The organism is Dehalococcoides mccartyi (assembly GCF_001889305.1).
Lineage (GTDB): Bacteria > Chloroflexota > Dehalococcoidia > Dehalococcoidales > Dehalococcoidaceae > Dehalococcoides > Dehalococcoides mccartyi_A.
Genome location: NZ_CP013074.1, coordinates 254,277 through 276,253 on the forward strand (window position 1 = coordinate 254,277; position 21,977 = coordinate 276,253).

General features: G+C 47.5%; 35 protein-coding genes. 34 read left to right on the forward strand and 1 reads right to left on the reverse strand.

The window, feature by feature from the left end; all coding sequences use genetic code 11:
• Positions 1-18: 18 nt before the first annotated feature.
• The 31 genes from ASJ33_RS08600 (at position 19) to ASJ33_RS01490 (ending at position 15,758) form a co-directional block, all read left to right on the forward strand.
• Positions 19-153 (forward strand): hypothetical protein, encoded by a 135-nt coding sequence (locus ASJ33_RS08600; RefSeq protein ID WP_257786074.1) that lies wholly within the window; start codon positions 19-21, stop codon positions 151-153.
• A complete protein-coding gene (locus ASJ33_RS01340) occupies positions 135-956 on the forward strand; it encodes a hypothetical protein (protein ID WP_072555483.1) in 822 nt (273 codons plus the stop codon). Before ASJ33_RS08600 ends, ASJ33_RS01340 begins: the two co-directional genes overlap by 19 nt.
• A complete protein-coding gene (locus ASJ33_RS01345) occupies positions 949-1,227 on the forward strand; it encodes a hypothetical protein (protein WP_072555485.1) in 279 nt (92 codons plus the stop codon). Before ASJ33_RS01340 ends, ASJ33_RS01345 begins: the two co-directional genes overlap by 8 nt.
• On the forward strand, positions 1,220-1,468 hold the full coding sequence (locus ASJ33_RS01350; protein ID WP_072555487.1) for a hypothetical protein: 249 nt from the start codon (positions 1,220-1,222) through the stop codon (positions 1,466-1,468). Before ASJ33_RS01345 ends, ASJ33_RS01350 begins: the two co-directional genes overlap by 8 nt.
• Positions 1,468-1,644: an AbrB/MazE/SpoVT family DNA-binding domain-containing protein gene (locus ASJ33_RS01355; protein ID WP_072555489.1), complete on the forward strand. Its 177-nt coding sequence runs from the start codon at positions 1,468-1,470 to the stop codon at positions 1,642-1,644. The genes ASJ33_RS01350 and ASJ33_RS01355 overlap by 1 nt, the downstream gene beginning before the upstream one ends.
• Before the next feature lie 240 nt (positions 1,645-1,884).
• Complete coding sequence (locus ASJ33_RS01360; protein ID WP_011928712.1) at positions 1,885-2,097, forward strand: hypothetical protein; 213 nt, start codon at positions 1,885-1,887, stop codon at positions 2,095-2,097.
• Positions 2,098-2,226: 129 nt separating this feature from the next.
• On the forward strand, positions 2,227-2,439 hold the full coding sequence (locus ASJ33_RS01365; RefSeq protein WP_041330466.1) for a hypothetical protein: 213 nt from the start codon (positions 2,227-2,229) through the stop codon (positions 2,437-2,439).
• A 43-nt stretch (positions 2,440-2,482) separates the two neighbouring features.
• On the forward strand, positions 2,483-2,680 hold the full coding sequence (locus ASJ33_RS01370; RefSeq protein WP_041330468.1) for a hypothetical protein: 198 nt from the start codon (positions 2,483-2,485) through the stop codon (positions 2,678-2,680).
• Positions 2,681-2,713: 33 nt separating this feature from the next.
• Complete coding sequence (locus ASJ33_RS01375) at positions 2,714-3,301, forward strand: hypothetical protein (RefSeq protein ID WP_072555491.1); 588 nt, start codon at positions 2,714-2,716, stop codon at positions 3,299-3,301.
• A 17-nt stretch (positions 3,302-3,318) separates the two neighbouring features.
• On the forward strand, positions 3,319-3,846 hold the full coding sequence (locus ASJ33_RS01380; protein ID WP_072555493.1) for a hypothetical protein: 528 nt from the start codon (positions 3,319-3,321) through the stop codon (positions 3,844-3,846).
• Entirely contained in the window at positions 3,843-4,016 is a 174-nt protein-coding gene (locus ASJ33_RS01385) for a cytosine permease (protein ID WP_072555495.1), read from the forward strand. Before ASJ33_RS01380 ends, ASJ33_RS01385 begins: the two co-directional genes overlap by 4 nt.
• Positions 4,013-4,567, forward strand: a complete 555-nt coding sequence (locus ASJ33_RS01390) for a hypothetical protein (protein ID WP_072555497.1) — start codon at positions 4,013-4,015, stop codon at positions 4,565-4,567. Before ASJ33_RS01385 ends, ASJ33_RS01390 begins: the two co-directional genes overlap by 4 nt.
• A complete protein-coding gene (locus tag ASJ33_RS01395) occupies positions 4,567-5,034 on the forward strand; it encodes a hypothetical protein (protein WP_072555499.1) in 468 nt (155 codons plus the stop codon). The genes ASJ33_RS01390 and ASJ33_RS01395 overlap by 1 nt, the downstream gene beginning before the upstream one ends.
• Positions 5,035-5,427 (forward strand): hypothetical protein, encoded by a 393-nt coding sequence (locus tag ASJ33_RS01400; RefSeq protein ID WP_072555502.1) that lies wholly within the window; start codon positions 5,035-5,037, stop codon positions 5,425-5,427.
• Between the two features lie 10 nt (positions 5,428-5,437).
• Positions 5,438-6,592, forward strand: coding sequence for a choice-of-anchor R domain-containing protein (locus ASJ33_RS01405; RefSeq protein WP_072555504.1), 1,155 nt, complete (start codon positions 5,438-5,440; stop codon positions 6,590-6,592).
• Positions 6,593-6,603: 11 nt separating this feature from the next.
• Positions 6,604-7,287, forward strand: a complete 684-nt coding sequence (locus ASJ33_RS01410; protein WP_155760389.1) for a hypothetical protein — start codon at positions 6,604-6,606, stop codon at positions 7,285-7,287.
• A 9-nt stretch (positions 7,288-7,296) separates the two neighbouring features.
• Entirely contained in the window at positions 7,297-8,025 is a 729-nt protein-coding gene (locus ASJ33_RS01415; protein WP_072555508.1) for a hypothetical protein, read from the forward strand.
• 63 nt (positions 8,026-8,088) lie between these two features.
• Positions 8,089-9,345, forward strand: a complete 1,257-nt coding sequence (locus ASJ33_RS01420; protein ID WP_072555510.1) for a S8 family peptidase — start codon at positions 8,089-8,091, stop codon at positions 9,343-9,345.
• Positions 9,345-9,671 carry a hypothetical protein gene (locus ASJ33_RS01425; protein WP_072555512.1) on the forward strand — a complete coding sequence of 109 codons (327 nt, stop codon included), beginning with the start codon at positions 9,345-9,347 and terminating at the stop codon, positions 9,669-9,671. Before ASJ33_RS01420 ends, ASJ33_RS01425 begins: the two co-directional genes overlap by 1 nt.
• Positions 9,672-9,673: 2 nt before the next feature.
• The gene (locus tag ASJ33_RS01430) at positions 9,674-10,060 is read left to right on the forward strand and encodes a hypothetical protein (protein WP_072555514.1); all 387 of its coding nucleotides are present in this window, start codon (positions 9,674-9,676) and stop codon (positions 10,058-10,060) included.
• A gap of 10 nt (positions 10,061-10,070) precedes the next feature.
• Complete coding sequence (locus ASJ33_RS01435) at positions 10,071-10,673, forward strand: hypothetical protein (RefSeq protein WP_072555516.1); 603 nt, start codon at positions 10,071-10,073, stop codon at positions 10,671-10,673.
• A gap of 8 nt (positions 10,674-10,681) precedes the next feature.
• Positions 10,682-11,152 (forward strand): hypothetical protein, encoded by a 471-nt coding sequence (locus tag ASJ33_RS01440; protein WP_072555518.1) that lies wholly within the window; start codon positions 10,682-10,684, stop codon positions 11,150-11,152.
• Positions 11,152-11,826: a tyrosine-type recombinase/integrase gene (locus ASJ33_RS01445; protein WP_236886612.1), complete on the forward strand. Its 675-nt coding sequence runs from the start codon at positions 11,152-11,154 to the stop codon at positions 11,824-11,826. Before ASJ33_RS01440 ends, ASJ33_RS01445 begins: the two co-directional genes overlap by 1 nt.
• 3 nt (positions 11,827-11,829) lie before the next feature.
• Entirely contained in the window at positions 11,830-12,033 is a 204-nt protein-coding gene (locus ASJ33_RS01450) for a hypothetical protein (protein ID WP_072555520.1), read from the forward strand.
• On the forward strand, positions 12,030-12,422 hold the full coding sequence (locus ASJ33_RS01455; RefSeq protein WP_072555522.1) for a hypothetical protein: 393 nt from the start codon (positions 12,030-12,032) through the stop codon (positions 12,420-12,422). Before ASJ33_RS01450 ends, ASJ33_RS01455 begins: the two co-directional genes overlap by 4 nt.
• A 9-nt stretch (positions 12,423-12,431) precedes the next feature.
• Positions 12,432-12,668: a hypothetical protein gene (locus ASJ33_RS01460; RefSeq protein ID WP_058292349.1), complete on the forward strand. Its 237-nt coding sequence runs from the start codon at positions 12,432-12,434 to the stop codon at positions 12,666-12,668.
• Positions 12,665-12,967 carry a hypothetical protein gene (locus ASJ33_RS01465; protein WP_072555524.1) on the forward strand — a complete coding sequence of 101 codons (303 nt, stop codon included), beginning with the start codon at positions 12,665-12,667 and terminating at the stop codon, positions 12,965-12,967. The genes ASJ33_RS01460 and ASJ33_RS01465 overlap by 4 nt, the downstream gene beginning before the upstream one ends.
• A 1-nt stretch (position 12,968) precedes the next feature.
• On the forward strand, positions 12,969-13,274 hold the full coding sequence (locus ASJ33_RS08655; RefSeq protein ID WP_072555526.1) for a YkgJ family cysteine cluster protein: 306 nt from the start codon (positions 12,969-12,971) through the stop codon (positions 13,272-13,274).
• Positions 13,267-13,572 carry a hypothetical protein gene (locus ASJ33_RS01475; RefSeq protein WP_072555528.1) on the forward strand — a complete coding sequence of 102 codons (306 nt, stop codon included), beginning with the start codon at positions 13,267-13,269 and terminating at the stop codon, positions 13,570-13,572. The genes ASJ33_RS08655 and ASJ33_RS01475 overlap by 8 nt, the downstream gene beginning before the upstream one ends.
• Positions 13,572-15,221 carry a DUF192 domain-containing protein gene (locus ASJ33_RS08535; RefSeq protein WP_236886613.1) on the forward strand — a complete coding sequence of 550 codons (1,650 nt, stop codon included), beginning with the start codon at positions 13,572-13,574 and terminating at the stop codon, positions 15,219-15,221. Before ASJ33_RS01475 ends, ASJ33_RS08535 begins: the two co-directional genes overlap by 1 nt.
• An 81-nt stretch (positions 15,222-15,302) precedes the next feature.
• Positions 15,303-15,758: a hypothetical protein gene (locus ASJ33_RS01490; protein ID WP_236886614.1), complete on the forward strand. Its 456-nt coding sequence runs from the start codon at positions 15,303-15,305 to the stop codon at positions 15,756-15,758.
• Between the two features lie 55 nt (positions 15,759-15,813).
• Here the strand turns inward: ASJ33_RS01490 and ASJ33_RS01495 are convergent, their stop codons facing one another.
• Positions 15,814-19,128 carry a toll/interleukin-1 receptor domain-containing protein gene (locus tag ASJ33_RS01495; protein WP_072555533.1) on the reverse strand — a complete coding sequence of 1,105 codons (3,315 nt, stop codon included), beginning with the start codon at positions 19,126-19,128 and terminating at the stop codon, positions 15,814-15,816.
• A gap of 266 nt (positions 19,129-19,394) precedes the next feature.
• On the opposite strand from ASJ33_RS01495, the gene ASJ33_RS01500 reads away from it, so the two are divergent.
• From ASJ33_RS01500 to ASJ33_RS01510, 3 genes are all read left to right on the forward strand, one after another.
• Entirely contained in the window at positions 19,395-20,000 is a 606-nt protein-coding gene (locus tag ASJ33_RS01500; RefSeq protein WP_072555536.1) for a hypothetical protein, read from the forward strand.
• A 143-nt stretch (positions 20,001-20,143) separates the two neighbouring features.
• Positions 20,144-21,403: a DNA polymerase III subunit beta gene (locus ASJ33_RS01505; RefSeq protein ID WP_072555538.1), complete on the forward strand. Its 1,260-nt coding sequence runs from the start codon at positions 20,144-20,146 to the stop codon at positions 21,401-21,403.
• Positions 21,404-21,729: 326 nt separating this feature from the next.
• Positions 21,730-21,918 (forward strand): hypothetical protein, encoded by a 189-nt coding sequence (locus tag ASJ33_RS01510; RefSeq protein ID WP_072555540.1) that lies wholly within the window; start codon positions 21,730-21,732, stop codon positions 21,916-21,918.
• The last annotated feature ends 59 nt before the right edge of the window (positions 21,919-21,977 follow it).

Sequence of the window (21,977 nt, forward strand, 5' to 3'; positions counted from 1 at the left end):
ATTTCAAGGCTGGCAAGCGTGGTAAAAACCAGACCATTTAGCTTCAAGTGGTCTGACCAGACAATAACCATCTCAGATATAAAGAATAAACCAGTGATAACCACCCTAGCTTTGGTGGTTGAAAAGGAGGAAATGTGGATGACCAGTTTTTAGAAGAAGTTAAGAAACGCAAAGAGCAGGGGCAATCGGAAAGGCAGATGGCAACAGAACTCGGGGTGAGCCGCAGTAAGGTCCACAATGCTTTACAGGATCTCAAGCTATCGGATACAGGCACTTCCCTGGTGCCGGAAGACAAGCTGCGGGTAATTATCCGGGAAGAGCTGGAGCGGGTCCGTAACGGGGAGGAAGAAGAGGCAAAAACCAGCAGTGAGTTTCCCATCATACGCAAGATGGGCGGCGGCATGGAAATGATTGCTCCTGAAGCGGTGCTCAAGCACTACATGGGAGGCACTCCCGAAGGTGAGGTTGAGCTACGAGCCATCATGAAGTTCCGGGCAGCCATGCTCATGGTGATGGACCTGGTGAATATTCAGAAGGGTTCGGCTGAGGCTGACGCTAGACGTATGGAACCTATTCTAAGGCTGATGAAAGAGACACGGGAAGAGCAGGATGCGGCGGCAGCCAGGGCAAAGTCTTCCAGTGAGGAGATCGCCGAGCGAACCGCTCAGGCAACAGCGGGTCAACTATTTGGAGCAATCTCGCAGAGCAACACCCAGGTAAACAGCACACTGGCTCAGATCAAGCAGATGGTTGGGGGACAGGCGAACGACCCCTTCAGCCAGGTTGTAAGTATGCTCCAGTCCATGCAGCAGATGTCCCAGATGTTCGGTATGCCAATGCCCGGCATGATGCCGGGAGTGCCGCAGGGGGGCGGAATGCCCGGCAGTCAACCGCCGTCGGACCCGCAGCCGATTGAAAAACACACCGCTAAAGAATGGGAGGAAAGAAATGTTTGATTTTATGCAAATGGCCAACTCACCCCAGGCAAGGGAGATGCTCTTCAAAATGATGAGCCGCCAGATGGGACAGTCTCCGCCGGACGTAAAAGAAGCGATCTCAAAAGTAGAGATTGCCATCAAGAGAAATGAGCGGGGTTTTGAGCTACGTCTCGGGAAAAGCGAGCATCAGCAGGTCGAGAAGATGCTCCAGGAATCAACCGACAGCTGGATTGAAATGCTCAGCCGTGGCTTTCAGGCTGTCGGCTATAAGGTAAAAATCTATGAATAGCTGGTTTGCGCCTCTCCAGTGGCTGATATTCCTGTCACTCTGGAGAATGTCCTACGAGACTGCCAACGTTGGCAAACGCTCTGCAGTAGAGAAGAGCTTTCTGATCGAAAGGAATCCCACAGAGGAGGTGCAAAATCCCCGCGAGAAAGAATGGACGGAAAAGGCAGTCAAAAAGTATGCCGCTGCCCAAGAAAAGAAATGGCAGCGATGGAACGAAGCCATGTTTGAGAGGTCTGATTAATGCCACTCCTGGTAGAACGGAAGCTTTTCAAGATTGGTGAAGGTGGCTTTGCAGTCACCTTGCCTAAAGCCTGGATAAACTATCACCGGCTTAAACCCGGTGATGCGGTCGAGGTCGTGGTAGACGGAGATCTTATTATCCGGGTCAAGGTGAAGCGGGAAGAGAAGCTTATATAAGCGTTTATAGACTTGTCAGGCGAGCCATGACGCGGTACGCTCTTAATGAAGCCCTGCGAGCTTGCCGGTGAAAGTCGGCTCGCAGGGTTTGCTTTTTACCGGTAGCTTCAGGGCTTCAGAAAAGGGGTTAGCAACCTGGACCGGAAGGGTTCAAGGCTAACCCCTTTTTCCTTTTCGGACAGGTTGCACCCCGCCATTACCCGGCCGCGACCGGGTACGAACGAAAGAGGAGGTGCTCACATGGGTAAGTACGCAAGCTGGAACGAATTCGAGAAGAATGTCCCCATCACCTACAAGGAAAAAGCCACTCCCGAGGCTTTCCGCACCGGAATGAACGGTATTGCACCGTCCGGGCTGAAGGTCAAAGAGGGGCGGGTAAATCACTACCGCGATGGTGTGGATGGTAAGGGTGAGGTCATGGTCTCCGGCTACAAACGGGCCATGTTCGAATAGCAATCTGGCCGCTTGATGTCTATCCAGACGAGGGCACAGCCCCAATTGGTTTAACCGCTGTCGCGGCAGCGGTAAACCTGATAAAGCGGACCGACATCAGGCTCCAACTTAGAAATTGAGGAGGAAAAGATGTTCAAAACACAGCAACTGACCGGGCCGGTGGCACCAGGACAATTTAACCCAGCGCAGGTGAGTGGTCCTTCTAGTTATTATCCGACCCAGACGACTGGGACCGACTGGACGAGTATGTTCTCGGCCATGATGCCAATGATCATGATGATCATGATGATGGCCATCCTTATGCCCATGTTGAAGGGCGTCACCGCGTCTGCCAAAGACTAAAAATCTGACTTATCGTAAAAGACTTTGAGGAGGTAATCGAAAAATGTTCACAGCACAGCAGTTCGCCGGCCAGCAAATAAGGCCGCAGCAATACCAGTATGGCACCGTCTCGGGTTATTACCCGGCACAAACCACCGACATGACCAGCATGTTCTCAGCCATGATGCCAATGATCATGATGATCATGATGATGGCTATCCTTATGCCCATGATGAAGGGCATGACCAGTTCCAGCAAATAGCAGGCGCTTGAAATCTAGTAAGGGGGTTTTAATATGACCGAAAAAATTGTAACACAACAATATCCGGGGTATCCCGGCACGCGGCCTCCGAAGGGATGGGTGCCTCCCCTGGGACAATCGCTGACCCTGCTCGGAGTCTATGACAACGAGTCGGGCTACTGGATGGGCTTGCCTCTCCAGGTGCTCAGGGAAGCTTTGCTTAATGCTGAGGCTCTTCAAACCGAGGACCGCATCGACGAACGGGATAAAATTGAAGTCACTGTGCCGAATGTTTCCGCACAGGATGTGGTAAAAACCACCGAATTTGAGGTACCTTCCGGTGAGGTGTGGTTCCTTAACCGTCTCAACCTGATCACCGAGGCCGAAGTATCTGGCAACGTCCGTATCTCCAAGTTCCCGAAGGTCAGTGACATCGACAAGAAATACCTGGGTACCGACCAGGCAGCCGGCGCCGATACTGACTATGACCTTGCTTCTCCAGGGCAACTCGGAGCTGACCTAAGATTAGTAGGTGGGGACAAGATTACCGTTGTAGCCACGGTGACAGCGGTCGGCGGCACCACGGCAGATCGCAAGGTCACCCTCAATCCCTATGGTCGCAAAGCGAAGCGGCTGGTATAAGCCATGGGAGGTGCGGGATGCCCTATGCCATGGCACCAGAGGGATACAGGGCTGTACTAATAGGCTCAGCTACAAGTATTGAAGACCTGGGCACCTTCGCTACGCTTGAAGAAAGTTCGGCTGAAGGTGCTCTTTTTTTAATGCGACTCGATTTTACCGAGTTTCCTTCCGAGGAAGCACTAAACCAACTGGAACAGGCGTGCTTTGACGCCGGAGTCGAATTGTGGCCGGGCTATAGCCACGTTGTCTATGCCGATGTAAATCAGCCTGCAGTCTACTTTGCCTGGCAAAAAGGATTTGCCTGGTTGCCGATTATTATCGGTCTGCTGGTTACTACTGTTTTGCCGCCGCTGTTGGGTTCACTGGTTTGGTGGCTCATGCCGGAAGACTTGAAAAACCTGATTAGCGGTATCGTCAACCTGGGAATCATGCTGGTTGTCATGATCCTCGTTACCAAACTCGTGCCTTCGTTCACACCTGAGAAAGAAAAGGTGAAGAAGGTAAAGCAGGTGGAGCCGGAGAAATTAGAAGGGGCAGCAGCATGAATCAATACCCGCAAGACTATTACTACACACTGGCAGAGTATCAGGCTGCCCAATGGCAGGGTGTCCTGGGTACTTTAATGGGAGTCGCCGTGCTGGTAGCCATGGCTGCCTGGGCTTTTTCACTGGTGAAGAAAGCTATCAAGGGTGAGGAGGTGAAGTACCCGCTATGACCACTTCACTTTCAATCTTGAGCGGTGAATTGGGCGATATCTTCTGGGACCTGCCTCCGGTAGTTTCCTATGTAACCGGAATGGATCTCGGATGCAGCATCTATGTGGCTAATCCAACAGAAGTCGAAAAAGAATACGCCCTGATGGCTCGACTTACCAGGAACGAGACTTTAATCAGCGAAGAAGCGCTGCCGGTATTTGGTTATACCTGGTTCAAGGTCGCACCGGGAGAATTTATCAAGCTTAATGGAGCGTTACGCTTTGAAGAAAGTGACGCTAGCCTCGCGGTACTACTTGTCGAAAAGGAAACCGAGGAAGTTACCGATTCGGTATCAACATATTTAGCGCAGGTATCGAGCAGTGTTCTCCCACCCTGGTTGGGAGGCTCAACCACAACTACAACAGATTGGAGTTCACTACTGGGGATGATGTTCCCGTTCCTGATGCTGGGGATGATAGCGGTTGCTTTGAAACCACAATCTGAAAAGAAGGAAAACATCTCTCAGCCCAAAGAAGAAAGGAAGCTATTACCCGCAGGGAGGCAAAGTTAATGCCGGGCGAGTTCTACATTGAGAACAAAGCAGAGAGGCTCAGCCTTCAAAGCATAGAGGATGCGATAGCTACACTTGAAGGAAAACTGGATGCAGTTAAGAGCCAGATAGACAAGCTGGCAGGACAAAGTCCTATGGAAGGATCTTTCGCCGCAGGCTGGCAAGTTTCAGAGTCAGATGTTGTCTCCATAGGTGCTGTAGGGACCAGAAATAAAATACACGATCTCACCCTTAGCATCCATAATCTGGCAGGTACCCAGATAACGATAAGGCTATATAAGGCAGTGAATGGTATTGAACGGAAAGTATATGAGCAGGTTTTCGATGCCGGTTCCGATCCACCTGGTATACCGGTCATCAACGGAAGCTGGGCGGTACATAACATTTTGCGAGTAACCCTCCAAAGCAATGAGGTTACCGATAACGGTAAAAGTGTGGATTACGACTACATGCTGGAAGCGATGTAAATGAGTTTACTTATTAAAAGTAGTGTTACCAGGTTGTTAGGAAATAAAGGAACAACAAACGCAAACTGGTATGCAGGGATCGGAACTTCCGGAGAAACCGGTAGTGATGTTGTGACCATCGGGATTCTCGGCAATTTCAAAAAGGTTCAGGCTTTATGGCTGAACATAGAAAATTTGGTGGATGGAGCAATCGTTACTGTGAGGTTATATCACTCGATTAACAATATCGAAAAAAAGGTGCACGAGCAATCGTTCACCCGCGGAATAGATCCCGATGGTCTATGGATAATCAGTGGTGCAATGGCGATTAGTGGGACACTCCGCTGTGAATTAAAGAGCGATAACTCCGGCGATACTGCTAAAGACATCAGCTGGGAGTGGGTTACCGAATAGGAAGGATGCAATGAGTCTGTTGTATGGGAAATCGGGAGAGCCGGTTCAAATCGGGCCGTTGATTGGTCGACCCGGGAGTGGCGATATTGCCAAGTCAGTGCTCAAGACGCTTGAAATCGACTTCTTCCCGGCTGTTGCTCATGAAGAAAATATAAGTGACCCGGGAGAAGCAGCGGCAGAGGAAGAAGGTTTGGTAGTACCTATACCTCTACTTGAAGAAGACAGTGTTGTAACAGCACCGGATGATCCGGATAAAGTTTATAAACACGATGATGACCTGCTGATAGAGACGGATGTTACGGCAGACGCATTGGATTCACCTGAAATTGCCGATGAATACACATCCGGGGCAGATAATGCCATTGGAGGCACTTCGACAACCTGGTTGGCGCAGACATTTACTACTGATGGAATCGGTTACACCGTACTGGGTGTTCGCGTCATGTTATACCGTACCTCGACCATCGGAACGATAGCCGTTGCGATTAAAGCTACTGATGTTAATGGCCATCCGACAGGAGCGGACCTGGTATCGGCAACCATCGATGGCTCAATAACGGACGCCATTCAAACTGAAAATTCGGGTGATTTCTATGACTTCATGTTCACTGCGGGCTATGCTCTTACCCCGGCGACAAAGTATGCCATCGTCGTAACCGTATCTTCCGGAACTATTTACTGGAGATATAACTCATCCGGCTCATTTGCGGGCGGTAACCGGGAACACAGCACCAACTCCGGTGGCAGCTGGACAACTTACACTGCCCACGATTATATGTTTCAAAATATTAAAACCGAAATGGGAGACGTTGAGCCATTTCCGACAGTACCAGCTGTGGGCGACGGGTTATATGTGGGAAATGCTTCTCAGTTTGATACGGTACGGTTGTGGGTGAACCGGCAAGGGCTTGGGACGTTCACCATCACCGCCAAATACTACAACGGCAGTACCTGGATTGCTCTGACGCTTTTAGGTAGCGGAGACCAGATATTCAGTTATAAACGCACGGGACATCGCTGGCTTTCGTTTATAAGGCCAGCGGACTGGGCAATGTTCACCGTAGACGGGAACAGTCTTTACTGGGTCAAATTTGAAGTTGCTACCTATTCGAGCATGACCCAGATGCCAAAGATTGGGAATGTCTCGATAGGAGTGTACTCGTGATAAGACGATTTGTGGATGAAATTCAGGGTTGGCTACTGAAGAAATCCAGTTTACAACTGCATGTTCCGCACATGGCGATGTATCTGGATATCGAACTCAAGATGCCTGATGGAAGAATTACGGACCATCGATACCAGCGCAGCAAGAGCTTTGTCAGAAATGCCTATAACCTGTTTTTCCATACTATTGCAGGTTATCCGATGAGTGATGGGACATGGGGAGATGGCTATGTGAATTTGAAAAACACCAACGGATCCTTAAGTTCCGGTTCCTATCGGGGTTTTTGTTTTTCTACCGATAACAACGGGCAGGGATTTCTTTCACCCGGCAGTGCGAACGATTTTGGTATCGTCGTTGGTACGGGAACAGGGGCAGAATCTTTTGATGGTTACGCATTAGGCACCAAGATCGCCATTGGCAACGGTGTAGGGCAATTATACACATTGAGGAGTGAGGATCCTGTCGATTCATATAGTAGCCTTACCAAGAAAAGAACCTTGGTACGCTACTTTAATAATAACTCCGGGGCGACTATTAGCCTTGGAGAAATCGGACTGATAGCACGCATTATCACCGGTGGAGATAGCTCTATGTATGCGTTGTTCAGCCGTGACCTCATTACGCCGGTCGTGGATATTTTGGACAAAGCGCAGTTGAAAGTTACTTACACCATCAGTCTGGTATATCCGTCATAGGGGGAAGGGATGATAGATTATATCGCCGATAAAATAGCCAGGAAAACAGCTCATAATCTCCATCTGCCATATATCGAAGCTCATCTGGAAGTTGAGATGACGAGAGATGGAAAGAGCCTGTTGCATAGATGCCAGCGGAGTAAGAGTTTCGTCCGTAACGCCTACAACATATTGTTTTCCCAGGCGGCGGCGGCTGAAGCTGATGATACGACTTTCGGACCGGGCTTAATCAACGCGAAAGATGTCGCCGGCACTATCGCTAAAAGAGATACGCCAATCAGCTGGATACCCAATGATGTCTCTTCGTTAGGAAGCGGATTTCGGGGAAACGAGGGCATATCTAACCACGGGATAGTATTGGGACTGGGAACCGGCGCCGAGAGTATTGAAGATTATTATCTGAGTGGTGCGTTAATTCCTAACGGTAATGGCTCAGGACAGATTAACTACAACCCAACTGAGGCTCTCATCAAAGTATGGTCGGCTGGAACCAAGACGCTATCGAATTCCATCAAACGGTATTTCAACAATAACAGCGGTGCCCAGATCAATGGTTGGGGAGAGATTATTCTAATTGGCAAGATTAACTTCGCCTATTCGTACGGCAGTCTAACCGGCTGGTGGTACGACACTTATAACGCAGTTTTTAGCCGGGATTTATTACCAGCACCGGTAAATATACCCGATAAAGCCCAGGTCAAAGTAATGTACACGATTTCGCTGGTTTATCCCTCATAAGGAGTATGAAGTGATAAATTGCATAGATTTACGCTACCGGAAATGGTTAATAGGAGCAAGACGATGAGATATGCGTTGATATCGAAAGGGCTAACCCTTTCTGATCTTATAGCGGAAGCAAAGAAAGTTGGCGCTCGTGATATTACCAGGACGAAGCTTGTTGAGCAGGTCTTTTGCGAGATGGATGAGAATCAGGCAAAAGCTCTGGCGAAAATTTCCGGTCTGGTAGTAAAACCTGTTAAAGCATACCTTACCAACCAGGTCGTTTCCGTAGCGCAACCTGTCGAGACCATCTCTGATGTATTTTATCTATTGCGTTCCTACTTTTCACCGCCGCTCACTGGTACTGGTTTAACCGTAGCGGTGTTGGACAGTGGTATTCGTAAGACCCACGAATCACTTCAGAACAAGGTGATTTACGAGGCTAACTATACTGATTCGCCTTCCGCTAGCGACGTCTTCGGACATGGGACACAGGTAGCTTTCATGATTGCCGGTGGCATGCATGCGCTGGGATATAAAGCTGGCATCTCACCAGGTGCGACCTTGATGAATATTAAGGTTATCAGTGACGAGGGTATCGGCAACGATGAAGACATCGTAATGGGCATCGATCGTGTTTGCGAACTCGCGGAGCAAGCCAGAAGTAAAGGATTTTGGGCGACTGATGAACTCTATCCCAATGTTATCAACCTATCTCTGGGTGCCGAAGACGACGGCGATCCTGATAATCCGGTAAGAGCTGCTTGCCGCAAAGCCAGTACGGTATATGGATTAGACGTTATCGCTGCTGCAGGTAACTCTGGTCCCAATATGACCACGATAATGCTACCAGCTTGCGATCCGGAAGTGATCGCGGTAGGAGCAGTAGAAACTACCGGCGATCTGATCATCTGGGAAAAATCTTCCCGCGGCCCAACTGTGCAGGGAGAAACCAAGCCTGATTTCGTTATCTGGGGTACTAACCTGGAAATGGCCAGCAACAAGGCTGACGATGAATATCTAACCAAATCAGGGACTAGCTTTGCAGCTCCTATGCTGGCTGGACTTACCGGACTTCTCTGGGAAAGCGGGCGGCGGGCTTATGGTGAGAGTTGGTCGTTCCGCTGGACGGATGCCCGCCAGTATGCTCTCTATTTTTCGACCAAACCATCGGATGCACCCGTTAATAAGGATAATGCTTATGGTTATGGTCTACCGGCTATGGGAACGATGTTGGGAGAAGTAGCCCAGGTGAGCTCTTCGAACCTGCAAGGAACCGAAATGTTCCCGATGATAATGATGATGGCGCTGATGTCGGCTCTTACGGGAGGTGTTTAATGGATAGATTTTATGTGGGACTAGTGGCTTTGGCGGGAGGTCTAGTTGCTGCCCTTTTAGGATGGCTCGATTCGAAAGAGCCGTTTGATGGACGTAAGTTTAGCGGCTCAGCCATTCGTTCTCTGATTGCAGCTGCTGTGTTTACGGTCGGCTACCAGCTATCGGACGGTATAAATGCGCTGGATTTGTTTTATGCCTTTCTGGGCGGGGCTGGTATCGACGTTATAGGGAACCGGGTTGCAGGCAGTTTCGGCAATGGGAACTTCCCTTTATCTAACGGCAAAGATACCAATAACACAGAAGAGCCGCAAGAACTCAAGGAGTAATCATGGCGCTATATGCAGATATCATCGAGATAGTCGCCCCCAGCCAGGCTGCTGCAGGGAACAAGGTAGACATTACCATTAAGGTAAAGAATACCTACTCTGCGGTTATAAGCATCATGATAGGCGGCGCTTTAGAATACGGCGTCTCACCCTGGCCGGGGATCAATGTCCCTGAGAACTGGGCGAACGTCAACGGCGGTGCCACATATTCATCTAGTGCTTCTTTTGTAATGCCGGACCGACGAGTAACAATACACGCTTATAGCTACTGGTATGGTTCCGATGGCTACTGGTATTTCGATGACGAGTTTACCAAATCGGTGGAAATTACCGCATTATCAGAGCCATCGATCTCGGATTTCCGTATCGCTGACTTTATCAAGGTTTAGGAGGAAAACTATGGCACTCAAAACATTGGATTTAAATCTGGGATGGTTCAAGCTGCTCGAAGATGATTCTGTCCAGCAGATGGAAGATCCCGCTGTATCAGGCTGGTATATTGACTCAAGAACAGGACAGCGTGTCTTCTATGATTCCACTGCCGGGAAATTCTTTACTCTCGCGGGTGGTGTTTATATTCCGCTGGGATACATGAATCCCGCACCGAAGCAAGTAGCCGTGGCCCCTGGCGACCGGCTTAAAATTACTTTGTCTTTCAAATACACCGGACCAGCGATAACAGGGATCACCGGATACTACAGCATTGGTATCAACGGGATATTCGGTTTTGACGAGAGGCTCACACAGAGGACTTCGTTTAATGTTCCTCAGGTAACCACCCCTCCGTCATCTCCGAACGTGAGTGATTCCTATACTTTTACTATTCCGACCGGTATTGGTACCAACTGGGATGACATCTACGTTAAGATTTTTGGTGGCAGCCCCAGCATCGGTGGAGAAGCAACCACATCATTCCTGTTTGGCTACGAGAATGCCTTGACTATTGCCGGTGTTGATCCCAGTATCACGGAGTTCAAGATTAGCGACTTTGCCAAGGTCTAGGAGGAAACATGACCCTGGATATAGTCCTGGCGCCGATGGCGCTGGAACAGAAAACATTTAACGTTGGGGATACTGTCAGGGTGACCGTCTCCTTTAAATATATCGTTGGTGTAAATAAGACGGTAAGACTGATGGCAGGTCCTTACTATACCAATCTATTCGGTAAGCACATGGTTGATCAGTGTGTGGGGGACGCCGATGTAGCGTTGGTTCCTGCCTCGACTCCAGCAGAACAAACGGCTACAGTCGACTTCATCCTTATACCGAAAGCGACCGGCGGTATTGATGATGGCACTTACGGCTTAAGGGTTTGGATCGAGGATACTAATGCTTTGGCTGAGCAGGATAACGTGGTTATAGTAACCGGCAATCCCAGTAGCAGCGATATGTTCAGCTCCATCATGCCCATGATAATGATGCTCATGATGATGGGAATGATCATGCCGATGACCCAGCAGATGGGTGAGGGAGCCGAATAATGGTGAAAGCCTACCTCGAAATACAGGAGATTGAACAGCTCGAACAGGCTGCAGAATATTTGCGGGATAAGCTGCTAATTCGCCTTTTATTTCATTTGGGTTGTCGGGTATCCGAAGCGCTGGGAATTAAAACGAGCGATATTGATTTTAAGCAGGGTTTAGTTACAATCCAGTATCTTAAGCAACGAATCAAGCTTTCCTGCCCGGAGTGTAATGCCAGGCTAGGAAAAGAGCACAAATATTGCCCGGTATGCGGGAAAAAGGTAGACAAGGCCTTATCTGATGAAAAAGAGCACCGTAAATTCCGTACTCTGCCCTTGGATGAAGATACATTGAAGATGCTGAAGGAGTATATAGGTCGGGGAGGAGCTAATCACCAAAATAAATTGATATTTGCTTTAACTCGTCACCGAGCTTGGCAGATTATCCGGGATTGTGCTGAAAGAGCTCAACTCCCGCACCTGGTAAATTCTGAAACCGGTAAGGAGCACAATGTAAGTCCTCACCGCCTTCGAGATGCCTTCGCCGTCCATGCGGTCAAACTGGATGATTCAGGTGATGGTATCAGGCTGCTTCAAGAACACTTGGGACACCAGAGCATTGTTACGACGATGAAATACCGGAAGGTATCCGGTGAAGAGCAGCGTGAGTGGTATGAAAAATTATGGAATTGAGCCATGGAAGAAGAATTTGAAGACGAGGTACTCACTTTCATGATGAAGGCTATTATCGTAACTGGTTGTATCGCGGTGCTTATGCCTTCACTAATGAATGCTTTCGCAACCGGGCAAGCGGTTGCTCCATTATCGAACAGGTTGTACCTTGATCCTGATACCGGAAACTACTGGGTGTATGTACCTGAAGAGGAGGCAAGCAAATGACTTGGAAAAAGGTGATGCTCGAGGGTGATGTAGCTGTCCTATCTGATACGGTACCTGAAAATGTCGACTTCAACGCTGCGTCGGCAGGTGTAGCTGCCGGGGCATCACGACAGGATCATAAACACGATGTCCCTGAATCTCTGGTCGGTGATTTGGCGGCGGTCGATGGCCAGGCGGCAGCAGTCGGAACAGCAAACAAGTTTGTTAGGGCCGATCACCGGCACGCACTGGGTCCGCTACAAGCTAATCTTGACTGTAACCAGAAGCAGCTTGTTGGCCAGGTGATACATGTTGCCGCGGCAGCTCCTAATTCTGGAACCGAGGTCGAGGGGCAAATCTACTATAACTCCACTGGTGGTGACAAACATCCCTATATTTGGGTGCCTTAAGGAGAAAAGATGAAAACAAAAGACCTTTTAGAACAGTTTGAAAAGACCTACCGTGAGGAGAAACAAAAAGAAGCGGAAGAGTTGCATAATGCCCTGGTTTCCGTTTTATCCGAGCATAAGGCCGAAATACAAACTGTATTGTACGTCCTTGAGATGGTTAAGTTCGAACTGCTTGAGGATAGATTTAAACAGTTGTTTGCAAGTGCGCCAAAACCTGGAGAAATACGTTTCGGGAAGCCTGAATGAGCTGGAAGAAGATGATGCTGGACGGTGATGCTGGAGGTGGACCCGCTTTGAAGGGAACGGTGGCTGTCGATCCGCCTAGTATTACCAAGGCTTCGACAGAAAACGTGGATGTCAGTGTGAGCGGGGTATTGACCACCCACAAAGTCTACGTCCAATGTCAGTCGGACCTTGAGAACGGTCTAGTCTGCATTGCTGCTTACTGTCCGACCAATGGAACCCTCAGATTCCGGATCAGCAACTGGTCTTCTTCAGCTATAGACGGAGCTCAAAGAACATGGGCTTATCAGGCTTATACATAGAATGGCATGGAAGAAATTGATACTGCAAAAATCAAATCAATCAGGACGATTTGAGGTAATCGGCCAATGTAATCGTTGTGGCCAGTGCTGCATTTGCTGGATTTATAACCAACCTGATCAGCCGGCAGAGGTATTACCAAAAAAAGGTTGGTGCCCTGATTTGGATCAAGAGTCGGGACGCTGTCGGATATGGGAAAACAGACCTGAAGGGTGCCGTAACTTTCCAACTCTGAGAGATTTCGACTTGGGAGCGGTACCCGACAAGTGTGGATTCAGGCTGGTATCAGGAGGTAATGAAAATGGGTAAATATGCGAATCACGAAGAATTTGGGATCAACGCTCCGATAAACTACCGGGAAGATTCTACTAGCGAGTCTTTCCTTAAAGGTATGTCGGTAATTGCTCCATCGGGTATGAAGCCGAAGGTCTTGCGAGGTAAAAAGTTCGAGGAGAAAACCGATTTCAAGGCTTCCGCACGGTGGCACAAGAATTTCGATTTAGCGATGTTCGGTGGCTCAGATATCGGGACGTCAAATTATGAATCTAATCAAATGAATTTAGAAGGAAAAATCAATGGCGTAAAAAGAATACCCGGGAGGCAATGATGGCAGGACAGGTCAAAATAACGATTGGAGATAAAGAGTGGTTAGCTTCCCTATCCAGCACATACTGGGAGTTGGTGCAAGGACTTGGCGGTATTCCCGAGATGGAGGCCGGTACGGGAATGCTATTCGATTTGGGTTTTACTCAGGATATCACCGTAACCACTGAGCCGATGCTTTTCCCGCTGGATATTGCCTTCTTATCCGAGGACATGGTAATTACCGAGATCTATCGCAATGTTCAGCCGGGATATCTTGTACATGCAACGATACCTCCTCGTTATTTCATTGAGGTTAATGCCGGTGAGCTTGAAGGTATAGAAGAAGGCGCCCAAGTATCGTTTGAATTACTGACCCTTGTAAGCACCGTAGAAGCCTCTGATTGGATGACTCCGATGATTTCCCTTATGGGTTTTACTCTAATGGGTGTTTTCGCAGTAAGCCTGGTACGTGACTTGGTGAAAGAACAACCGGAGGAGGTCAGGCATCTACGGTTGGTTAAGTCCAGTCGATCTGATGCTGGCTTGCTAGATCCCCGACGTTTTCCAAAAAGGACCGAATCACTGAACAGGCTCGGAGCTTATGATGTGGTTCATGTACACGATGATGGCGATCTAACTGTCCTCAGCCGCGGCAAGCTGTATGTAGTAACTACCGGAGGTGAAGTCTTCAAGCAGGAGCCCGATTCTTATGACAGCCCAAACCAGGTAGCTGGAGCATGTGAGAGGATTTCGCCACAATATTACGGTCTATTGAGGTGGGTTGGTGTTCCGTTGCCGGACTACAGCTTCGCGATTGAATCCGAAGTCAAAGAACGCAAGATTGACGATGTTTTGAAACGGCTCAAGGAAGGGGTCGATGGTATCCAGCAAAGCGACAACTTTAGGACATTCTTGCTTACCATGTCCAAGTTTCACGATTACAGCATCGGTAACTTGATACTGATCATGCTCCAGAACCCTGACGCTACCCGGGTCGCCGGTTTCAGTACTTGGAAAGGTTTATATCGTTGGGTTAAAAAAGGCGAAAAGGGAATTGCTATTCTGGCTCCGTGTATGCCTCCTAAGAAAAAGATACTTGAACCTTCTGAAACTGAGACTGCACAGGATGAAGAGGAAACGGAGATCCGACCGATCTATTTCAAAGTGGTCCACGTTTTTGATGTTAGTCAAACAGAAGGGAAACCTCTTCCCGAATTTGAAGTTCCACCTCTTACCGGTGAAGCAAATGAAAAATTATTTGAGCAAGTTATGCATCTGGCAGAATCACAAGGCCTTGAGGTCAGTTTTGAATCAAAGCCGGATCAGGATCCGGATATCAAGGGTTACTACACGGGCAAAAGTATCTGGGTTCGACCGGAAGAATCACGAGCTCAGCAATTAAAAACACTGTTGCATGAAGTTGCTCATTATTACTCTGAGGGGGTATTTCGCATACCACGGAGTGATGCCGAAACCATTGCCGAAAGCGTGGCATTTACTATCGGCGCTCATTATGGTTTTGACACCGGTGCCCGCTCATTCCCCTATGTAGCAATCTGGTCCAAGGATAAGAAAGTTCTTGAAGCTAACTTGGCTGCTATACGCAAAGTAGCAGACAAGATATTCGATGGTCTTGAGCAAACCGCCAGAAAATTGATAGAGGTAGCCTAACTCATGGTAATCCGACTAGCACCTACAAGAGGTGGATTCCTCCGTCCATTTGGCTGCGGGTGGTTTATTCGGGAATACCTTATGGGTAAAGGCCCTGAAGGTTCAAGGAAAATAGATCCTGAGCGAGGTGCTCCCCAGGCTGACATCAACTTCGAATACAAGGAGGCTTTAGCACGTGCTACAGCCAGGGAGCGAGCTGAGCGAATCATAAGTAACATGGTGGTCAAAGGTGCTGATGTTTCCGAAGAAGAAGCCGAGAAAATTTACCAGCGTGAGTTGAAACGAGTCTCCCGCAAGTTCACGCATATGCGGTATCATTCTTTTCTCATGTATTTTGGGGTACTAAAAAGGCTGGGATGGGTTGAAGTCACTCATAAAACTGAAGCTTCAACAATCCAAGATAACTATTCCCCGGCTCCGGAGCGGACTTACTACCGACTTACGAAAACTGGCATAAAAGCCGGTGATGATCTCTGGTCTAATCCACTCTTCACATTGTATCCCGAGGTCGGCCCCAGCCACACGAAGAGAGCTTAACAACCAAAAGAATCCCACAAAATCTCAGCGCATAAATTTGAAAAATCTCTTGACTTCATGAGTTGTATTGCTCATAAATATCGCGAAGAAATTCTATGTTCCGTCCACCATAAATATTACTTATCTTGTTGGCGGCATCAACTTGTCCTGACTCATAAAGCTTGGTCACTGTAGCCCTGATAATTTTTTGATCAAATACTGGGGTTGAGCTATCAAGCATCGCGATGTATACCTCACCTACTTGAGACGGACTCGTGTCACACAATCTCAAAAGGTATTCAATGAAGAAGGAGCTGTTGAAATTCTTATCTGCGAATTTTGCTGAAAATATAATCATTTCAAATGTATCGGGATCAAGAACTTTGATATAACAAGTCAGCCTGCAAAGATCCGATGCGAGCTTTTTTTCACTTTCCGTTAGGGTATTTTTGCCCTTTAGAATATCGTAGATATATCTCCAAAATTTTAAAATCCTAGCCGTTTGTCTCTTAACTATATCCTGCTGGTCGGTTTGAATTTCTTGAGTATCCTTATCAACGAGGTGCTCTCTTTGAATCCAGAAAAACCAGATGATTTCAGTTAGACTTTCAGTGTTCCAAGGAGCTAAACAAGCATGGAATGGGCTTGCTTGATCGTCGATTTCCTCCTTTTCCAGCAAGTACCCAATACTGAGGTGCTGTATGAGATGCTTTCTCGCTTCTTTGTCACGAAAGGTAGTTTCAACTGCCTTTTGGTAGTGTTCGTTGCTTCTCAATAGGTCATAAATAGTGGAATACACTTTTCCATGCAAAAGATACCCTTCCATGGTTGCTTGCCAATGCTCTTCTATGTTTTTCGGTAATATTAGGTTAATGTTGCTTTCAACCCATTGCTTGTCTAAGTAGTAGAGATTTGGCAGATATCTTCCAAGTGTCAGTGAGAATCTCGGATCAGGTTCAATGGTTCGGTCAAGGCGTTTGGTAAACTCATCCTTAACTTTTCCTGACCACTTTGTAGTAGTGCTTTGATTACTCAACCTTGCAACACGTAAAGAGTAGTTAATTAAGGCTGTTAGAACGCGCCCTTTAGCTGAATTAAGCACTTCAAAAAGTAGATCATCAGGTCTTTCTAACTTAGATTCTACCTTAATCAACAAGAATAGGAGTAACTCCTCAGCCTGTGGCAATAGATTCTGAGGGAAAGCCCTGCTATCATCTCTCGTTCCATCGGTTATGATGTCTGCAATCTCCGAAACTATTATGTCTCGGAGATTGCTTTCTCCGTTCTGTTCGGATTTTACCCAGAATTCATTGGGCATGACTATCTGGGTACAGAAGGAAATTATCTTCTCCCAATCAAGGTCAGTTTTTTCTTCCCATGCCTTTCGGAAGCCACCAATAATTCGGTATTGGTAGTCGATAGGCACCTGGGTAAACGGATGGAGATCAACGTAGAACTTTTCAGCGTGAGTCCTAACAGCTTCGGAAAGAGCTCCCTGTAATCCTTCTCTCGAAGGGCCTTTCCATGTTATTCCCGATTGTTTATAAGAAGAAAGATAATTCGCGATATCGGAGTTATTCTTTTGGACTAGAATGTCTACCGATATCGGACTGAGGTCAGGCCCCCATCCCATCTCCATCCAAGAGCTGAAATCCGGATGATCAGGTTCAATGTTGGTCAGAGTCTTATACTTTTCATATAATTCTTGTGCCTTTGGATAACCCGATGGGGCAACAGCGGAGAGCCATCCCTGTTTCCAGTATGCTTGCCGTTTTCCCTCTACATCTTCTTTGTCCTCTTTCTCCGGACCTGATTCAATCCAATCGATAACCCTATCCTTTTCCTCTTGCGGGAAAGCGCTAAAATTCTGCTTCAGAAAGACATATACCTCATGCTTAATGTTGTAGTCATTAAACATGCGACGATTAGCCAACAATTTGTATAATGGAGAACATACCTGCCAGTTCATCGAAATAACAGAAAAAGCAAGGCGCCGGAATATCGGATGCTCTCTCTTAAATAATCCAGCTAGCATATTAAGAGCAGATTCTTTATCTCTGGTCACTGAAGCATTCAGCAAATCTCGAGTGCCTCTGACTATAACGTTTGGAAGCCTTCCTTTATGAAGATCATCCTGAGAGTGATCTTCAATAGCAGCAACCTCAAATATATTGAATTCTGATGGCTTGCGTTCAATTATCTCCTGTATTCGGTTTATAAGTATTTCGGCAGCCTCCAAAGGACAGGCACTTGCTAAGCTTCCGATATTCCGTTCGAAAAGGTCATTAAGCCAATAAACATCAATAATCGAATCAGGCGAGGAATCTCCGACTTCATTAACCCACTTCACGGAAGTAGCGATATTAAAAAGCTTAAGTGATTTTTCTATTTGACCACGTCTTAGGATGGCAGGTAATAATTTGCTGCCGATTTCTGGTCCGATAAGAGTACTTTTCCAGCGGGATTCCAAATATGTTGCGACCAGATCAACATCTTCGATAGTAAGGAACTGATCAGGGAGGTTTGCCATGATTTTGATGAATACCCAGTCCGTAATGTAATTATCATTCCTCTTACCGTTTGGATCACGATACTTTGAAACAGAACGAACAATATCCATTAAAGCTTCACCGAAAGCGGAGTTTTCATTTTCCGTGATCTGAGTAGAGCACCATTCCAGATAATCGAGAACGCTCCAGCGAGGCATAGTATAGCTTCCAGGTTGATTTTCAACCTCAACAGGCCATGGATTACGGTCAAAGAAGCCGTAAAGCTTGAGAAAAGCCAGCCAATTCAGCTGTTTCAACCTTGAAAAAAAATAGTGCTGATAACCATCTTTTAAAAGGAAGACATCAATCATGATTTTAATTTCAGAAGGGGACGGATTTTCGCGTGCGATAATTTTGTCTATATGCTCAACGTCATGGTAAAAGAATTCATCCTTCTGGAATATATTGAGTTGAATCAATTTGTCTTGGATTGCTTTGAGTAGATCCTGTGTACCCAATTCCCATCGGTGTTTATCTGAAAAATCGGTGCAAATTAGACCATCTACTTTGTCTGGAGTCTTAAATTCGATCTTGATTCCAGCAGACAGATCGCTGAAGTTCAAGTCAAGCTTGATTGGGAAGATATTCGTATTAAGACTACCTTGAGCTGCAGCCAATTCGTTTCGAAGGAATTCACTGCCTTGCCATTGTTTTGAAAAGATAGGGATGAACACGACCGATCGCTTTGCCTCGTCAATCATATTCTGAGCTTTGTCGCCAGTCTTGTTTCTCTTGTGGTCAACGAAGATATCAAGACCAAGCTTTGCTCTTTCCAGCTTTTCGTACAAGTAGTCTACGAAAGCATCATCTTCTTCAGCATGAGAAATCATCGTTTTTATCATTTTGTGCTTCTCGGTTTTATGTCTATTATAACAATCTGCGATCTATCTGTCCCTTTCCCTTCTAAGCGTGAAATTATTTGTGAAACGTTTGCCTCACTCGAGTGGATAGGGGACGGTTATATAGCTAGTTCTTGAAATTTTACCTTATGTATTTTTGTTGGAAAATGAAGCTAAATACACACAAAACATGAAGCACATTAACAACAGAATACAGAGGACAAAGACCTTGACCTGAACGCTTGCCCGAATAAAAAGGGGGTTTAAGCGTGGTAACTACTTTATGCTGTCCGCAAGACGATAATTCCCTATCCTATGACCGACTTAACGGCGAATGGGCACAATGGTTTCGCACCGCCCAAAGGTTTGAACACAAAGTGCCTACACAGGATAGGGAAGACATCCGACATAGTATCATACTTGAATTGGCTTTGACCAGAGCCAGAGACGGCAACAAACCGTTTAGTGAAGCGATGATGTGCCGTATCGCAAGTTGTATGGTCGCTCAATACTGGCGAAAGCAATACAAACTCACCAATGGGCTTGATTGTGGTAGCTGTAGCCAGAAACAAAGAGCGAAATGCAAAGCAGACTATCTTTATTCCCAGTGTCCGAAAGCTGTAAAGATTGAAAGCCTAAATAAGCCGATAACCGATGAAAAAGGCAACGTCACCGAGCTTGGGGATACCATAGCCGATGATAAGGCGATTGACATTGGAGCTTGGCTAGACGCCCGAACTTTCTTACTCAGCTTTCCAAACAGACTTGTCTATATAGCTCACAAGAGGGTTGACGGCATACCGCTAACTGGTGCTGAAATGAAATACCTTTGCAAGTGGCGGAAACGGGAACAAAAAATACTTGTTGCGGGGTAAGGTTTTCACCCTCTTTACCAATATATATAGTGGGAGCACCGATAATGCCAGCGAATTGCGGGTTATCGGTAGCTTACTACTAGATGAAGCCGATAGCCTTGCCCACTGTCGGATAGTCAAAAGGGGGTGTTCCAATAGAACAATTGAATATTGAGGGCAAGCGTTCAGGTGAGGGCTTTTGTGCTCACAAGGCGATACTGGTAAACGCTCTATCAAGAGCACTAGCCGAAAGGGTAGTGCTTATGGACTTCACGATAGGGCGTAAAGGCTTTCTTACCTACATTAAGTCATTAGGCGGGAGTAATGTCGTTAAAGTCGTTCCCTCGTCTAACGGCAATGCCAGCGGGTTGCGGGTTGCCGATAAAAGACTGAAGGTGGTCTGCGGAGCTAATACCAGTTACCTTGACGATATGGCTTGGGTAGGTGATAAAACACCTCTAACACTCTGCGATGTCAGGGTAAGCCCATCAAATACTGTCAAGCCTAACCTCGGAGCACTGGAGCTATCGGAAGCACTGTCAAGAGTAGTGCCGTTCACCGCTAAAGAGGATAACAGACCAGTTTTACAGTGTGTCCTCTTTAAGGTGGCAGACGGCAAGCTCACGATGGTAAGCGCCGATGGTTACAGGCTGGCGATGGTGAAGTTGGACTTTGACGGTGATGAGGGGCAAGTCCTGATAAATCGGGATGAGCTAAGGGGGGTAATTAGTGCCCTGCGAAGGGCATACAGGGTGAGGGTGGGCTTTGAGAAAAGCGGGGAAAGCCTTGACGGAATGAGCCTTGTTCTGGACACGGAGCTAATCCGCTATAAATGGCGGGGGGCTGATGGGAACTTTCCCGAATACGAGAAGCTGATACCCGCCGACTTCAACACCTTTGTTAGCTTTGACACTAACGAGGCAATCAGGGCGGTAAGCTCACTCAAAGTCCTGTCCGATAGCAAGGCATACCCGATAGACCTCACAATCGGCAACGGCAAGCTCACAATGTCCAGTCCCGATGATAAGGGAATGGCAGAGATACCCGCCGATACACAGGGCGATGGCAAGATAAGACTGGATGGCAGTTACCTTGCTGACGCCTTAAGAGCTTGTGGCGGGATGGTAGAGCTAAAGCTGGTCAATAGCCAGTCTCCAATGCTTTTTACCAGTCCCGACTATGAGCTTGTGGTAATGCCGATGTTTGCTGGTGAAAGTCAGAAGCCGAAAGGTGAGGCACAGACCGCCGAGCCAGTCAAGGCAGAAACCGAAACCACCGAGGATACAGAGCCAACCGAGCCAGAAGCCGAAATGGTAAGCGAAGCCGAGAAAGCCAATGCTGTAGCCGAAGCCGAAGCAATTACCAAAGCCGAGAAGCCGAAGCGGAAGCGAAGCAAGGCAAGAGAACCAGTCGCCGTAGCATAAGCCTGAACTGAACGCTTGAACTCAGAAAACAGCCAACGCAGGAAAGCGGGGGAGACCCCGCTTTTTTGCTTTTTTAGGGGTATTCGTTTCCCCAATGCGTGGGAACGGATACCCCTTTTTTCGTAGTTAAAAGGGCAGGGAGCACCGATGCCCGATGGCAGAGGCAGACCTCGATAGACGTAAGCCCTCGATGGCAGGGACAGCACCGGAGGTTGCGTACTTTTTGGAAGTCCACAGGGACAGCTGCACAGTACGAACCACAACCAAAGTGAGTAGGTACTCCCAGATATTTATTCGTAATTCATAAAGAAAGGAGGAAGACGACTATGGCGGATACGGACACTATCTTTGTCCTCAGCAAGGTGGATGTCGTTGATTGCGCCAGGGAGATGGGTATCCCTGAAGAAGCGATAACCGATGACATACTCGCCCAGGTTAAGAAGGGCGTGGAATGGGGACTGGAGTGCTGGTCTGATGTCGTCAAGGAAGCCATCAATATGGCTCTCAAGAGTTAGACAGCCGCACATTACCCATTCTTGCAGGGGTAACTATGCCTAAAAACTGAATAAAAGGA